The 14,322-nt window shown below is 69.8% G+C and carries 13 protein-coding genes; 12 read left to right on the forward strand and 1 reads right to left on the reverse strand.

The genetic code is table 11. The features are described 5' to 3' along the window. Positions 1-17 precede the first annotated feature (17 nt). Complete coding sequence (locus GQ466_RS01075; RefSeq protein ID WP_161100899.1) at positions 18-3,896, forward strand: DNA-directed RNA polymerase subunit beta'; 3,879 nt, start codon at positions 18-20, stop codon at positions 3,894-3,896. 75 nt (positions 3,897-3,971) lie between these two features. Here the strand turns inward: GQ466_RS01075 and GQ466_RS01080 are convergent, their stop codons facing one another. Beyond that, positions 3,972-4,676, reverse strand: a complete 705-nt coding sequence (locus GQ466_RS01080; protein ID WP_161100900.1) for a MerR family transcriptional regulator — start codon at positions 4,674-4,676, stop codon at positions 3,972-3,974. Positions 4,677-4,739: 63 nt separating this feature from the next. Here GQ466_RS01080 and GQ466_RS01085 point away from each other — a divergent pair, with 63 nt between their 5' ends. From GQ466_RS01085 to rplB, 11 genes are all read left to right on the forward strand, one after another. Next, a complete protein-coding gene (locus GQ466_RS01085) occupies positions 4,740-5,156 on the forward strand; it encodes a DUF6194 family protein (RefSeq protein WP_161100901.1) in 417 nt (138 codons plus the stop codon). 141 nt (positions 5,157-5,297) lie between these two features. Continuing rightward, positions 5,298-6,686, forward strand: a complete 1,389-nt coding sequence (locus GQ466_RS01090) for a hypothetical protein (protein WP_161100902.1) — start codon at positions 5,298-5,300, stop codon at positions 6,684-6,686. A 486-nt stretch (positions 6,687-7,172) separates the two neighbouring features. Further along, positions 7,173-7,547 carry a 30S ribosomal protein S12 gene (gene rpsL / locus GQ466_RS01095; protein WP_019632621.1) on the forward strand — a complete coding sequence of 125 codons (375 nt, stop codon included), beginning with the start codon at positions 7,173-7,175 and terminating at the stop codon, positions 7,545-7,547. Further along, the gene (gene rpsG / locus GQ466_RS01100) at positions 7,547-8,017 is read left to right on the forward strand and encodes a 30S ribosomal protein S7 (protein WP_161100903.1); all 471 of its coding nucleotides are present in this window, start codon (positions 7,547-7,549) and stop codon (positions 8,015-8,017) included. The genes rpsL and rpsG overlap by 1 nt, the downstream gene beginning before the upstream one ends. A gap of 34 nt (positions 8,018-8,051) precedes the next feature. Further along, the gene (gene fusA / locus GQ466_RS01105) at positions 8,052-10,163 is read left to right on the forward strand and encodes an elongation factor G (RefSeq protein WP_161100904.1); all 2,112 of its coding nucleotides are present in this window, start codon (positions 8,052-8,054) and stop codon (positions 10,161-10,163) included. Between the two features lie 84 nt (positions 10,164-10,247). Next, entirely contained in the window at positions 10,248-11,441 is a 1,194-nt protein-coding gene (tuf, locus tag GQ466_RS01110; protein WP_161100905.1) for an elongation factor Tu, read from the forward strand. Positions 11,442-11,548: 107 nt separating this feature from the next. Beyond that, positions 11,549-11,857 carry a 30S ribosomal protein S10 gene (gene rpsJ / locus GQ466_RS01115; protein WP_018657599.1) on the forward strand — a complete coding sequence of 103 codons (309 nt, stop codon included), beginning with the start codon at positions 11,549-11,551 and terminating at the stop codon, positions 11,855-11,857. Between the two features lie 14 nt (positions 11,858-11,871). After that, entirely contained in the window at positions 11,872-12,522 is a 651-nt protein-coding gene (rplC, locus tag GQ466_RS01120; protein WP_161100906.1) for a 50S ribosomal protein L3, read from the forward strand. Further along, positions 12,519-13,121 carry a 50S ribosomal protein L4 gene (gene rplD / locus GQ466_RS01125; protein WP_161100907.1) on the forward strand — a complete coding sequence of 201 codons (603 nt, stop codon included), beginning with the start codon at positions 12,519-12,521 and terminating at the stop codon, positions 13,119-13,121. Before rplC ends, rplD begins: the two co-directional genes overlap by 4 nt. An 11-nt stretch (positions 13,122-13,132) precedes the next feature. Beyond that, positions 13,133-13,435, forward strand: a complete 303-nt coding sequence (gene rplW / locus GQ466_RS01130) for a 50S ribosomal protein L23 (protein WP_161100908.1) — start codon at positions 13,133-13,135, stop codon at positions 13,433-13,435. Between the two features lie 44 nt (positions 13,436-13,479). Beyond that, entirely contained in the window at positions 13,480-14,313 is an 834-nt protein-coding gene (gene rplB / locus GQ466_RS01135) for a 50S ribosomal protein L2 (protein WP_161100909.1), read from the forward strand. Positions 14,314-14,322: the final 9 nt, after the last annotated feature.

Genomic DNA, 14,322 nt, shown 5'->3' on the forward strand with positions numbered 1-14,322 from the left:
CATCAAGGGGAATCACGTTGCTTGACGTCAACTTCTTCGACGAGCTTCGCATCGGCCTCGCGACCGCCGACGACATCCGCCAGTGGTCGCACGGTGAGGTGAAGAAGCCGGAGACGATCAACTACCGGACCCTCAAGCCGGAGAAGGACGGGCTCTTCTGCGAGAAGATCTTCGGCCCGACCCGCGACTGGGAGTGCTACTGCGGCAAGTACAAGCGCGTCCGGTTCAAGGGCATCATCTGTGAGCGCTGCGGCGTCGAGGTGACCCGGGCCAAGGTGCGCCGTGAGCGGATGGGCCACATCGAGCTGGCCGCGCCGGTCACGCACATCTGGTACTTCAAGGGCGTCCCGTCGCGCCTGGGGTACCTGCTGGACCTCGCCCCGAAGGATCTCGAAAAGATCATCTACTTCGCGGCTTACATGATCACCAGCGTGGACGCGGAGCGGCGCGACCGCGACCTGCCCACGCTGGAGGCGCACATCTCGGTGGAGCGCCAGCAGATCGAGCAGGCCCGCGACGCGCAGGTCGAGGCCCGCCAGCAGAAGCTGGAGGGCGACCTCGCCGAGCTGGAGGAGGCCGGCGCCAAGGCCGACCAGAAGCGCAAGGTGCGCGACGGCGCCGAGCGCGAGATGAAGCAGCTGCGCGACCGCGCCCAGCGCGAGCTGGACCGCCTCGACGAGGTGTGGAGCCGCTTCAAGAACCTCAAGGTCCAGGACCTGGAGGGCGACGAGCTGCTGTACCGCGAGATGCGGGACCGGTTCGGCAAGTACTTCGAGGGCGGGATGGGCGCCGCCGCCATCCAGGCGCGGCTCCAGAACTTCGACCTCGACGCCGAGGCCGAGAAGCTCCGCGAGATCATCCGCACCGGCAAGGGGCAGAAGAAGGCCCGCGCGCTGAAGCGGCTCAAGGTCGTCTCGGCGTTCCTCAACACGCGCAACAGCCCGCTCGGCATGGTGCTGGACTGCATCCCGGTCATCCCGCCGGACCTGCGCCCGATGGTGCAGCTCGACGGCGGCCGGTTCGCGACGTCCGACCTCAACGACCTGTACCGCCGGGTCATCAACCGCAACAACCGCCTCAAGCGCCTTCTCGACCTCGGCGCGCCCGAGATCATCGTGAACAACGAGAAGCGGATGCTGCAGGAGGCCGTGGACGCGCTGTTCGACAACGGCCGCCGCGGACGTCCGGTCACCGGGCCGGGCAACCGTCCGCTGAAGTCGCTGTCGGACATGCTGAAGGGCAAGCAGGGCCGGTTCCGCCAGAACCTGCTCGGCAAGCGCGTCGACTACTCCGGCCGGTCGGTCATCGTCGTCGGCCCGCAGCTCAAGCTGCACCAGTGCGGCCTGCCCAAGCAGATGGCGCTGGAGCTGTTCAAGCCGTTCGTGATGAAGCGCCTGGTCGACCTGAACCACGCGCAGAACATCAAGAGCGCCAAGCGGATGGTCGAGCGCGCCCGTCCGGTGGTGTGGGACGTGCTGGAAGAGGTCATCACCGAGCACCCGGTGCTGCTGAACCGCGCGCCGACCCTGCACCGCCTCGGCATCCAGGCGTTCGAGCCGCAGCTCGTCGAGGGCAAGGCCATCCAGATCCACCCGCTCGTCTGCACGGCGTTCAACGCCGACTTCGACGGCGACCAGATGGCCGTCCACCTGCCGCTGTCGGCGGAGGCGCAGGCCGAGGCGCGGATCCTGATGCTGTCCACCAACAACATCCTGAAGCCGTCGGACGGCAAGCCCGTCACCATGCCCACCCAGGACATGGTCATCGGCCTGTACTGGCTGACGACGCAGAAGGACGGCGCCACGGGCGAGGGCCGCGCGTTCGGCTCGATCTCCGAGGCGATCATGGCCTACGACCGCGACGAGCTCGCGATGCAGGCCACGATCCAGATCCGGCTGAAGGACGTCCCGCCGCCGCGCGAGTGGACGGCGCCCGAGGGCTACGAGCCCGGACAGCCCTACCGGCTGGAGACGACGCTGGGCCGCGCGCTGTTCAACGAGACACTGCCCGCCGACTTCCCGTTCGTGAACGCCGAGGTCGGCAAGAAGCAGCTCTCGGCGATCGTCAACGAGCTGGCCGAGACCTACCCCAAGGTCGAGGTGGCGAACGCACTGGACGCCCTGAAGGCGGTCGGGTTCCACTGGGCCACGCGGTCCGGTGTGACGATCTCCATCGAGGACGTGGTGACCCCGCCGAACAAGCAGGAGATCCTCACCTCGTACGAGATGCGCGCGGACAAGGTGCAGCGGGAGTTCAACCGCGGCCTGATCACCGACGACGAGCGCAAGCAGGAGCTCATCGGGATCTGGAACGACGCCACGCGCGACGTCGCGGTGGACATGGAGAAGGCGTTCCCGAAGGCCAACCCGATCTGGATGATGATCCAGTCGGGCGCCCGCGGCAACCCGCTCCAGCTCCGCCAGATCGCCGGCATGCGCGGCCTGGTGTCCAACCCGAAGGGCGAGACGATCCCGCGGCCGATCAAGTCCTCGTTCCGCGAGGGCCTGTCGGTGGTCGAGTACTTCATCTCGACGCACGGCGCCCGCAAGGGCCTGGCCGACACCGCGCTGCGCACCGCCGACTCGGGGTACCTGACCCGGCGTCTGGTGGACGTCGCGCAGGACGTCATCGTCCGCGAGGAGGACTGCGGCACCGACCGCACGATCCCCTTCGAGGTCGCCGAGCGCGCGCCGGACGGCTCGCTGGTCAAGCTCGCCACGACCGAGACGAGCCTGGTCGGCCGCACGATCGCCGAGGACGTCGAGGTCGACGGGACGGTCCTGTTCCCGGCCGACACCGACCTGTCCGACACGGTCGTGGAGCGCCTGGTCGCGGCGGGCGTGGAGAAGGTCCGCACCCGCAGCGCCCTGGTCTGCGAGGCCAAGATCGGTGTCTGCGCCGCCTGCTACGGCCGTTCGCTGGCCACCGGCAAGCGCGTGGACGTCGGCGAGGCGGTTGGCATCATCGCCGCCCAGTCGATCGGCGAGCCGGGCACGCAGCTCACGATGCGCACCTTCCACACCGGCGGTGTGGCCGGTGGCGACATCACGCACGGTCTGCCCCGTGTGACCGAGCTGTTCGAGGCCCGGATCCCGAAGGGCGTCGCGCCGATCTCCGAGGTCGCCGGCCGCGTCAAGATCGACGAGACCGAGAAGACCCGCAAGATCGTCATCGTTCCGGACGACGGCTCCGAAGAGGTCGCCTACCCGGTGCCGATGCGGTCGCGGCTGGAGGAGGGCGTCCGCGAGGGCGCGCACGTCGACGTCGGCCAGCAGCTCATCCGCGGCGCGCAGAACCCGCACGAGGTGCTGCGGATCCTCGGCCCCCGCGCGGTGCAGCTCCACCTCGTCCAGGAGGTGCAGGAGGTCTACCGCTCGCAGGGCGTGTCGATCCACGACAAGCACATCGAGATCATCGTGCGGCAGATGCTCAAGCGCGTGAACATCCTGGAGTCGGGCGACACCGAGCTGCTGCCCGGCGACCTGGTGGAGCGTCCGCTGTTCGAAGAGACCAACCGCGCGGTGGTCGCCGAGGGCGGGACGCCGGCGGCGGGCCGTCCGGTCCTGATGGGCATCACCAAGGCGTCCCTGGCGACGGAGTCGTGGCTGTCGGCCGCGTCCTTCCAGGAGACGACCCGGGTGCTCACCGAGGCCGCGATGCACGCCAAGAGCGACCCGCTGCTGGGCCTCAAGGAGAACGTCATCATCGGCAAGCTCATCCCGGCCGGTACCGGCATGCCGCAGTACCGCAACGTCCGGGTCGAGCCGACCGAGGAGGCGAAGGCCGCGGTCTACTCCGTCGGGTCCTACGACGACGGCGCCGAGTACGCCTTCGGGCAGGGCTCCGGCGAGGCCGTCCCGCTGGAGGAGTACGACTTCGGTCAGTACAACCGCTAGTCCCTGCTGGTCCCTGACGGTCGCACCGTCGCACGAGGCCCCTCCCGGCGCTGTCCGGGAGGGGCCTCGTCGTGTTCAGGGGAGGAGGGCGGCGAGGGCGGCGGCGCCGTCGAGCAGGGCGCGGGAGCGGGCCGCGACGTCGGCGCGCCGGGCGGCCAGCGCGCGGGCGACGTCGCCGGCGGCCCCGCCGCCGCGCAGCTCGGGCAGCAGGACGCGCAGCGGCGCGACGCGGTACCCGGCGCGGCGGAGCTGGTGGACGATCCGCGCGTCCCGCACCTGCGCGGGCGTGTACCGGCGGGCGCCGCGCGCCGGGTCGCGGTCGGGGACGACGAGCCCTTCGGCGTCCCAGTGCCGCAGCGTCGACGGGCGGACGCCGAGCGCGGCGGCGAGTTCGGCGACGGTCATCGCGTCGGCCGGGCGGACGTCGCGGATCGGCTCGCCGGAGATCGCGGCGGCGGCCTCGGCGGCGCGCGCCAACCCGGTCCGCTCGGCGTGCAGCCGGGCGTGGACGGCGTCGAGCCGCGCCGCCGCCGCGTCGGGATCGCGGTGGACGGCCCGGACGATCGCCCTGGCGTCCACCGGCCCCGCGCCCGCCGCCAGCGCCCGGTAGGCCAGCGCGGACCGCACGTGGACCGCGCCGTACACGCGGTGGCCCGACGCGGTGCGGGCCGCGGGCGGCAGGACGCCGTCGCGTTCGAGGTTGCGCACCTGCTGGACGGAGCACCCGGCGCGCCGGGCGACGTCGATCGTTCGCAGACCGTCCGATTTGAGGTTTTCCACGGCAGAACCCCAGGTCGTGTGCGCCGAAGTCTCCACGAGCACCTGAATGCAACGCTAGAGCACATGACCATGGACGAGATCATCGAGTTCGTCGCCGGGCTGGAGGGCGTCCTGACCGTCCGGCCGGGCCCCGGCGACGGTTCGCCCGAGATCAGCTGGGGCGACGTCTTCTTCCACGTCGCGCCGGACGGCGTCGTCCCGCGCGCCCAGCCGTTCGCGACCATCGTGACCAAGGACTATCCGGGCGACGCGGTCTCCCGGCTGGACCGTCCGGGCGCCTTCCGGGTGAACGTCGCCGCCGACGCCGAGACCCGCCGACGGTGGGCGGGCGCGCCGCCGGGCGACGACATCGTGATCGCGCATCCCGTCTACCCCGGCTGGCTGGCGGTCGCGAACCCCGGGCCCGCCGCGGACGCGGCGGTGCGGGACCTGCTGCGCGCGGCGCACCGGCGGGCGCGCGTCCGCCGGAGGCCGGCATGAGGACGGTTTGTTGGGTCACGGGCGAACCGTCGCGGCTTGTGCTACGTCTATAAGGTTGGTGAATTTGCACTATCCCGAACTGCCGGGGCAGGCTTGGGACGGGAGAAAACAGTCCCCGGAACGGCGCTAAGGAGCCCGACGATGACCGAGCAGGACGGCACGCAGGGACCGCCGTCGCCCGAGGACCCGGAGACGCCGCGGACCGAGGGCGGCGAACCCGGCGGGCGGCAGGCGCCCGAACCCGCGCTGCGCCCGATGGGCGACCGGACGGTCGTCTTCGGCGCGCCGCAGCTCGGCGGCAACCAGCCCCCCGCGCCCCCGGCGCCCCCCGCGCAGCAGGCCCCCGAGGCCGCGCCGCGCGCGCCCGAGCCGCCGCAGCGGCCCGCCTACCAGCCGCCGCAGGCTCCGCCCGCGGCGCCGCCGACCATGATCGAGTCCATCCCGGTCGTCGGGGGCCAGCAGCCGCCCGCGCCCGGCTACGGGCAGCCCGAGCCCGCGTACGGCGACGACGCCACGCAGGAGCAGAGCCTCCCGCCGCAGCCCCCGTTCGGCGGGCCGCAGCAGCCCGGCTATCCGCCGCAGGCGCCCGGGTTCGGGCAGCCGCCGGCGCCGTTCGACGGGCCGCGGCAGCAGCCGTACGGCGCGCCGGAGCCCCCGGCCGCCGAGCCGCCCGCGTCCGGCGACCCGGTCGCCGAGCGGACGATGATCGTCCCGGGTCCGGGCGCCGGCGCGCCCGCGCCCGAGCCGCAGCGGCCTCCGGTGGACGACCAGGCCACGCTGCACTGGTCGCCAGGGCCGGACGTCCCCGTCGCGCAGGGCCCCGGCAGGCCCCCCGCGCAGCCGCCGCAGGGCGAGTCCGGGGGAGACCACGAGCGCACGATGATGGTGCCGCCGCCCGAGTCGGGGTTCGGCGCGCCGCCGGTCGCCGCGCAGGACGAGCAGCCGTTCGGCGCCCCGGCCCGTCCGGGGGACGACGCGCAGCCCACGCAGGCGTTCGACCCGTCCGCGCCGGGCGGCGACACGGGCCCGTCCGCCGAGGCGACCCGCATGGACGTCAGTCAGCAGCAGTGGGGCGCGCCCGCGCAGAACCAGCAGAACCCGTACGGGCAGCAGCAGGGCCAGTACGGTCAGCAGGCCCCCTACGGCCAGCCGGAGCAGCAGGGCTACGCGCAGCAGCAGCAGTACGCCCAGGACCCCTACGGCCAGCAGCAGTACAACCAGCAGCAGCACGCCCAGCAGCAGTACGGCCAGCAGCCCGGGCAGCAGGACCAGCAGTACGGCGGGCAGCAGCAGGGCGGCTACCCCGGCCAGTACGGCGACCAGCAGCAGCAGTTCCCTGGCCAGTACCCGCAGGGCCAGCAGCCGCCCTACGGCCAGCAGGCCCCCGGAGCCCCCGGCGGGTACGGGCAGCAGCAGGGCTACCCCGGCGGCGGTGACGAGCCCAAGAGCAACAAGACGCTCTACCTCGCCGTCGGCGGCGTCGCGGCCGTCATCGTGATCATCCTGGTGGCGGTCGTCGCGTTCCTCTGAGCCGCACCGCAACCACGCCGACGCCGGCGCGATCCGCAGAGATCGCGCCGGCGTCGCCGCGTCCGGGTTACACTGGTATCCAGACTCGTCTGGGCGGCCATGGGGTTGCGCGTAAGGGTGCCGCTGCGGTAGTGCGGCGTTCACTTTGACCTTTCGCGAAGCGGTAGGTAGTCTCTGTCCCTGTGCCCGCTGCGTGCGGGTCGTCCGCGTGCGCTCAGGCAAGGTTGTTCGACCAGGTCCAAGGGCCGCGCATCACTCCCCGGCTTGATCTGGCCCCGTGCGGGCCGGGCGGTCCACGTGTGGGTTCCCGCGGAAACGCGTTCCAAGGCGCGGAAGCGGAGCGACACGCCCGACCGCGTGGGTCGGAGAGGTCGGGAAACCGGCAGGTCACAGCCTCCCACGAGGTGGTGATGACGGGTCCCGCGTGAGCGGGATTCAGGCAGAACACAGACTTACCGGCTCGGTACGAGGGAAGACGGAGACGCGGTGCCCACGATCCAGCAGCTGGTCCGAAAGGGCCGCCAGGACAAGGTGACCAAGAACAAGACGCCTGCGCTGAAGGGCAGTCCCCAGCGCCGGGGCGTCTGCACGCGCGTCTACACGACGACGCCCAAGAAGCCGAACTCCGCGCTTCGCAAGGTCGCCCGTGTCCGGCTGACCAGCGGGATCGAGGTCACGGCCTACATCCCCGGCGTCGGGCACAACCTGCAGGAGCACTCGATCGTGCTCGTGCGCGGCGGCCGAGTGAAGGACCTCCCGGGCGTTCGGTACAAGATCATTCGCGGTTCGCTGGACACGCAGGGCGTCCGCAACCGCAAGCAGGCGCGCAGCCGCTACGGCGCCAAGAAGGAGAAGAGCTAATGCCGCGCAAGGGATCACCTGGCAAGCGCCCGCTGATCGCTGACCCGGTGTACAACTCGCCGCTGGTCACCGCGCTGATCAACAAGGTGCTGCTGGACGGCAAGCGGTCCATCGCCCAGGGCATCGTGTACGACGCCCTGGAGGGCGCCCGCGAGAAGACCGGCAACGACCCGGTCGTCACGCTCAAGCGCGCGCTGGACAACGTCAAGCCGACCATCGAGGTCAAGAGCCGCCGCGTCGGCGGCGCGACCTACCAGGTCCCGGTGGAGGTGCGGCCCGCGCGCAGCACCACGCTGGCCCTGCGCTGGCTGGTGCTCTACGCCCGGCAGCGTCGTGAGAAGACCATGATGGAGCGGCTCATGAACGAGCTGCTCGACGCCAGCAACGGCCTCGGCGCCTCGGTGAAGAAGCGCGAGGACACGCACAAGATGGCGGAGTCGAACAAGGCGTTCGCCCACTACCGCTGGTAACCCCGGCACGAACACGAGGGACGCGAGGACGAAAGTGGCTACCAAAACCGGTGTAGACCTGGCCAAGGTCCGCAACATCGGGATCATGGCCCATATCGACGCGGGCAAGACCACGACGACTGAGCGCATCCTGTACTACACCGGGATGAGCTACAAGATCGGCGAGGTTCACGACGGTGCGGCCACGACCGACTGGATGGAGCAGGAGCAGGAGCGGGGGATCACCATCACCTCCGCCGCCGTCACCTGCAAGTGGCCCGTCGAGGCCGTCGAGCACACCATCAACATCATCGACACCCCGGGCCACGTCGACTTCACCGTCGAAGTGGAGCGCTCGCTGCGCGTCCTGGACGGTGCCGTCGCGGTGTTCGACGGTGTCGCCGGCGTCGAGCCGCAGTCCGAGACCGTGTGGCGCCAGGCCGACCGCTACGAAGTCCCGCGTATCTGCTTCGTGAACAAGCTGGACCGGACCGGCGCGGACTTCATGCGCTGCGTCGACATGATCCGCACGCGGCTCTACGCCACGCCGCTGGTCATGCAGCTCCCGATCGGGGCCGAGTCGGACTTCCAGGGCGTCATCGACCTCGTGTCGATGAAGGCGCTCGTCTGGAACGCCGAGGCGAAGCTCGGCGAGATGTACGACAAGGTCGACATCCCCGCCGACTACGCCGACCTGGCCGCCGAGTGGCGCGAGAAGCTGGTCGAGACCCTCGGCGAGAACGACGACGAGGTCATGGAGGCCTACCTGGAGGGCGCCGAGCTCTCCGAGGAGCAGCTCCACGTGGCCGTCCGCCGCGCGACCCTCGCCGCGAGCCTCACCCCGGTGTTCTGCGGCACCGCGTTCAAGAACAAGGGCGTGCAGCCCCTGCTGGACGCGATCGTCCGCTACCTGCCGTCGCCGCTGGACGTCGAGGCCATCGTCGGCCACGCCGTCCGCGACGAGGAGCAGGCGATCTCGCGCAAGCCGAGCGAGGACGAGCCGTTCTCCGCGCTGGCGTTCAAGATCGCGAGCGACCCGCACCTGGGCAAGCTCACGTTCATCCGCGTCTACTCCGGCGTCCTGGAGGCCGGCACCTCGGTGCTGAACTCCATCAAGGAGCGCAAGGAGCGGATCGGCAAGATCTACCGGATGCACGCCAACAAGCGCGAGGAGATCACGCACGTCGGCGCCGGTGACATCGTCGCGGTGATGGGTCTCAAGCAGACCACCACCGGTGAGACGCTGTGCGACGAGAAGGACCCCATCGTCCTCGAGTCGATGAACTTCCCGGCGCCGGTGATCGACGTCGCGATCGAGCCGAAGACCAAGGCCGACCAGCAGAAGCTGGGCACCGCGATCCAGCGGCTGGCCGAGGAGGACCCGTCCTTCCGCGTCGCCACCGACGAGGAGACCGGCCAGACGGTCATCTCGGGCATGGGCGAGCTCCACCTGGAGATCCTCGTCGACCGGATGAAGCGCGAGTTCAAGGTCGACGCGAACGTGGGCCGCCCGCAGGTGGCCTACCGCGAGTCGATCACGAAGAAGGTCGAGAAGGTCGAGTACACCCACAAGAAGCAGACGGGTGGCTCGGGCCAGTTCGGCCGCGTGATCATCAACCTCGAACCGCTGGGCGGCGGGTCCGACGGCTACGAGTTCGAGAACAAGGTGACCGGTGGCCGCATCCCCCGGGAGTACATCCCGTCGGTGGACGCGGGCTGCCAGGAGGCCGCGGAGTTCGGCGTCCTCGCCGGCTACCCGCTGGTCGGCGTCAAGGTCACCCTGCTGGACGGCGCCTACCACGAGGTCGACTCGTCGGAAATGGCGTTCAAGGTCGCCGGATCCATGGCGTTCAAGGAGGCGGCCCGCCGGGCCGGTCCCACGCTGCTGGAGCCGATGATGGCCGTCGAGGTCACGACGCCCGAGGACAACATGGGCGACGTGATCGGCGACCTCAACAGCCGGCGCGGTCAGGTTCAGTCCATGGACGAGCTGCACGGAATGCGCATCGTCAAGGCACTGGTGCCCCTGTCCGAGATGTTCGGCTACGTGGGTGATCTGCGCAGCAAGACCCAGGGCCGGGCTGTGTTCACCATGCAGTTCGACTCCTATGCGGAGGTTCCGGGGAACGTCGCGCAGGAGATCATCGCCAAGGCGCGGGGCGAGTAGCTCCCGGCCTAGTCACAGATCACCAGGCAGCACACATCGAAGCGGCCGGCTTGGACCGGCCGAGGATCGCATCAAGGAGCAACAGTGGCGAAGGCCAAGTTCGAGCGGACCAAGCCGCACGTGAACATCGGCACCATCGGTCACATCGACCACGGTAAGACCACCCTTACCGCGGCGATCACCAAGGTGCTGCACGACGCGCACCCGGACATCAACCCCTTCACGCCGTTCGAGGACATCGACAAGGCGCCGGAGGAGCGCGAGCGCGGTATCACGATCTCCATCGCGCACGTCGAGTACCAGACCGAGTCGCGTCACTACGCTCACGTCGACTGCCCGGGTCACGCCGACTACATCAAGAACATGATCACCGGTGCGGCGCAGATGGACGGCGCCATCCTGGTGGTCGCGGCGACCGACGGCCCGATGCCGCAGACCAAGGAGCACGTGCTGCTCGCCCGCCAGGTCGGCGTCCCCTACATCGTCGTCGCGCTGAACAAGTGCGACATGGTGGACGACGAGGAGATCCTGGAGCTCGTCGAGCTCGAGGTCCGCGAGCTGCTCTCGGAGTACGAGTTCCCGGGCGACGACGTGCCGGTCGTGCGCGTCTCCGCGTTCCAGGCGCTCCAGGGCGACGAGAAGTGGGGCCAGTCGATCCTCGAGCTGATGAACGCCGTGGACGAGAACGTCCCCGAGCCCGTCCGCGACACCGACAAGCCGTTCCTGATGCCGATCGAGGACGTCTTCTCGATCACCGGCCGCGGCACCGTCGTGACCGGGCGCATCGAGCGCGGCGTCGTCAACGTCAACGAGGAAGTCGAGATCATCGGCATCAAGGAGACCTCGTCCAAGACGACGGTCACCGGTGTCGAGATGTTCCGCAAGCTCCTCGACCAGGGCCAGGCCGGTGACAACGTCGGTCTGCTCCTGCGCGGCATCAAGCGCGAGGACGTCGAGCGCGGCCAGTGCGTCATCAAGCCGGGCACCAACACCCCGCACACCGCGTTCGAGGCGCAGGTCTACATCCTGTCCAAGGACGAGGGCGGGCGCCACACGCCGTTCTTCAACAACTACCGTCCGCAGTTCTACTTCCGGACCACGGACGTCACCGGCGTGGTGAACCTGCCCGAGGGCGTCGAGATGGTCATGCCGGGCGACAACACCGAGATGAGCGTCGAGCTCATCCAGCCCGTCGCCATGGAAGAGGGCCTGAAGTTCGCCATCCGTGAGGGCGGCCGGACGGTCGGCGCGGGCCGCGTCACCAAGATCAACAAGTAACACCCTCGTCGGACGCGGCGGTCCGGCCGCGCGCAAGCAGGCCGGACCGCCGCGGCACGACCCCAGCAAACACAGCGGCACTACCAGCAAAGGACACCGAGGCCCTCATGGCGGGACAGAAGATCCGCATCCGGCTCAAGGCCTACGACCACGAGGTCATCGACACCTCCGCGAAGAAGATCGTTGAGACGGTGACGCGGACGGGCGCCAAGGTCGCGGGCCCGGTGCCGCTGCCGACCGAGAAGAACGTGTACTGCGTCATCCGCTCGCCGCACAAGTACAAGGACTCGCGCGAGCACTTCGAGATGCGCACGCACAAGCGGTTGATCGACATCATCGACCCGACGCCCAAGACGGTCGATTCGCTGATGCGCCTCGACCTTCCGGCCGGCGTTGACATCGAGATCAAGCTCTAAGGGACGCACCGACAATGAGTACGCAGAGGAAGGGCGTCCTGGGCGAGAAGCTCGGCATGACCCAGGTCTTCGACGATGAGGGCCGGATCGTTCCGGTGACCGTCGTCCAGGCCGGGCCGTGTGTCGTCACCCAGATCCGTACGCAGGAGACGGACGGCTACACGGCCGTCCAGATCGGCTACGGGCAGATCGACCCCCGCAAGGTGAACAAGCCGCGCAAGGGTCACTTCGAGAAGGCGGGCGTGACTCCGCGCCGCTACCTCACCGAACTGCGTCTGGACGACACCACCGAGTTCGAACTCGGCCAGGAGATCACCGCCGGCGTCTTCGAGACCGGTCAGCGCATCGACGTGACCGGCACCAGCAAGGGCAAGGGCACCGCGGGCGTCATGAAGCGCCACGGCTTCAAGGGCCTCGGCGCGTCGCACGGCACCCAGCGCAAGCACCGCTCGCCGGGTTCCATCGGCGGCTGCGCGACCCCCGGCCGCGTCTTCAAGGGCCTGCGGATGGCGGGTCGTCACGGCAACGCGCGCACCACCGTGCAGAACCTGACGATCCACGCCATCGACACCGAGAAGAACCTGCTGCTCATCAAGGGTGCGGTTCCCGGTCCGAACGGCGGCCTCGTCCTCGTCCGCGACGCAGTGAAGGGGACGGGCAAGTGACCACCAAGATCGAGATCGAGCTGCCCGCGGAGATCTTCGACGCGAAGACCAGCGTCCCGCTGATCCACCAGGTCGTGGTGGCCCAGCAGGCCGCGGCCCGCCAGGGCACCCACGCGACCAAGACCCGCGGCGAGGTCTCCGGCGGCGGCAAGAAGCCCTACCGGCAGAAGGGCACCGGCCGCGCCCGCCAGGGCTCGACCCGCGCGCCGCAGTTCGCCGGCGGCGGCGTCGTCCACGGCCCGCAGCCGCGCGACTACTCGCAGCGGACGCCCAAGAAGATGAAGGCCGCCGCCCTGCGGGGCGCGCTGTCGGACCGTGCGCGCAACGGCCTGGTCCACATCGTCGACGGCCTCGTCGAGGGCGACACGCCGAAGACGAAGACCGCGGTGACCGCGCTGCGCGGCATCACCGACGTCCGGCGCGTCCTGGTCGTCCTCGACCGCGAGGACGAGGTCACCTGGAAGAGCCTGCGCAACGAGCCGTCGGTGCACCTGCTCGTCTCCGACCAGCTCAACACCTACGACGTGATGGTGAACGACGCCGTCGTCTTCACGCAGAAGGCGTACGACGAGTTCATCGCGCGCGCGACGAAGAAGTAAGGCGGGTCACCATGGCCAAGATCGCCGACCCGCGCGACATCATCATCGCGCCGGTCGTCTCGGAGAAGAGCTACGGGCTGCTGGACGAGGGCAAGTACACCTTCCTCGTCCGTCCCGACGCCAACAAGACGCAGATCAAGCAGGCCGTCGAGGCCATCTTCAGCGTCAAGGTGGCGGGGGTCAACACGCTCAACCGTCCGGGCAAGCGCAAGCGCACCCGGTTCGGATACGGCAAGCGCAAGGACACCAAGCGCGCCATCGTGAGCCTGGCCGAGGGCGAGCAGCCGATCGACATCTTCGGCGGCGGGGCCTGACGGCCCGCTCGACCGAAGAGCGAAATAAGGGATGAACGAAAAAGATGGGCATCCGTAAGTACAAGCCGACGACTCCGGGTCGTCGCGGGTCCAGCGTGGCCGACTTCGTGGAGATCACGCGCCGCGAGCCGGAGAAGTCGCTGCTGCGTCCCCTTCCGAAGAAGGGCGGCCGGAACAACCACGGCCGCATCACCACCCGGCACCAGGGCGGCGGGCACAAGCGCGCCTACCGGCTGATCGACTTCCGTCGCCACGACAAGGACGGCGTCCCGGCGAAGGTCGCGCACATCGAGTACGACCCGAACCGCACGGCCCGCATCGCGCTCCTGCACTACGCGGACGGCGAGAAGCGCTACATCCTCGCGCCGCACGGCCTCAAGCAGGGCGACCGCGTGGAGAACGGCCCGGGCAGCGACATCAAGCCCGGCAACTGCCTCCCGCTGCGCAACATCCCGACGGGTACGGTCGTCCACGCGATCGAGCTGCGGCCCGGCGGCGGCGCCAAGATCGCCCGCAGCGCGGGCGCGGGCGTCCAGCTCCTCGCCAAGGAGGGCAAGTACGCCACGCTGCGCATGCCGTCCGGCGAGATGCGCATGGTGGACGTCCGGTGCCGCGCCACGGTCGGCGAGGTCGGCAACGCCGAGCAGTCGAACATCAACTGGGGCAAGGCCGGCCGCATGCGGTGGAAGGGCAAGCGCCCGACCGTCCGCGGTGTCGCCATGAACCCGATCGACCACCCGCACGGCGGTGGTGAGGGCAAGACCTCCGGTGGACGCCACCCGGTCAACCCCAACGGCAAGAAGGAAGGCCGTACTCGCCAGGCGAACAAGGCCAGCGACCGGCTCATCGTCCGTCGGCGCAGCAAGAAGAAGCGGTAGGAGTCGCCA

The organism is Actinomadura rayongensis (assembly GCF_009831215.1).
In the GTDB taxonomy this organism is placed as follows: Bacteria; Actinomycetota; Actinomycetes; order Streptosporangiales; family Streptosporangiaceae; genus Spirillospora; species Spirillospora rayongensis.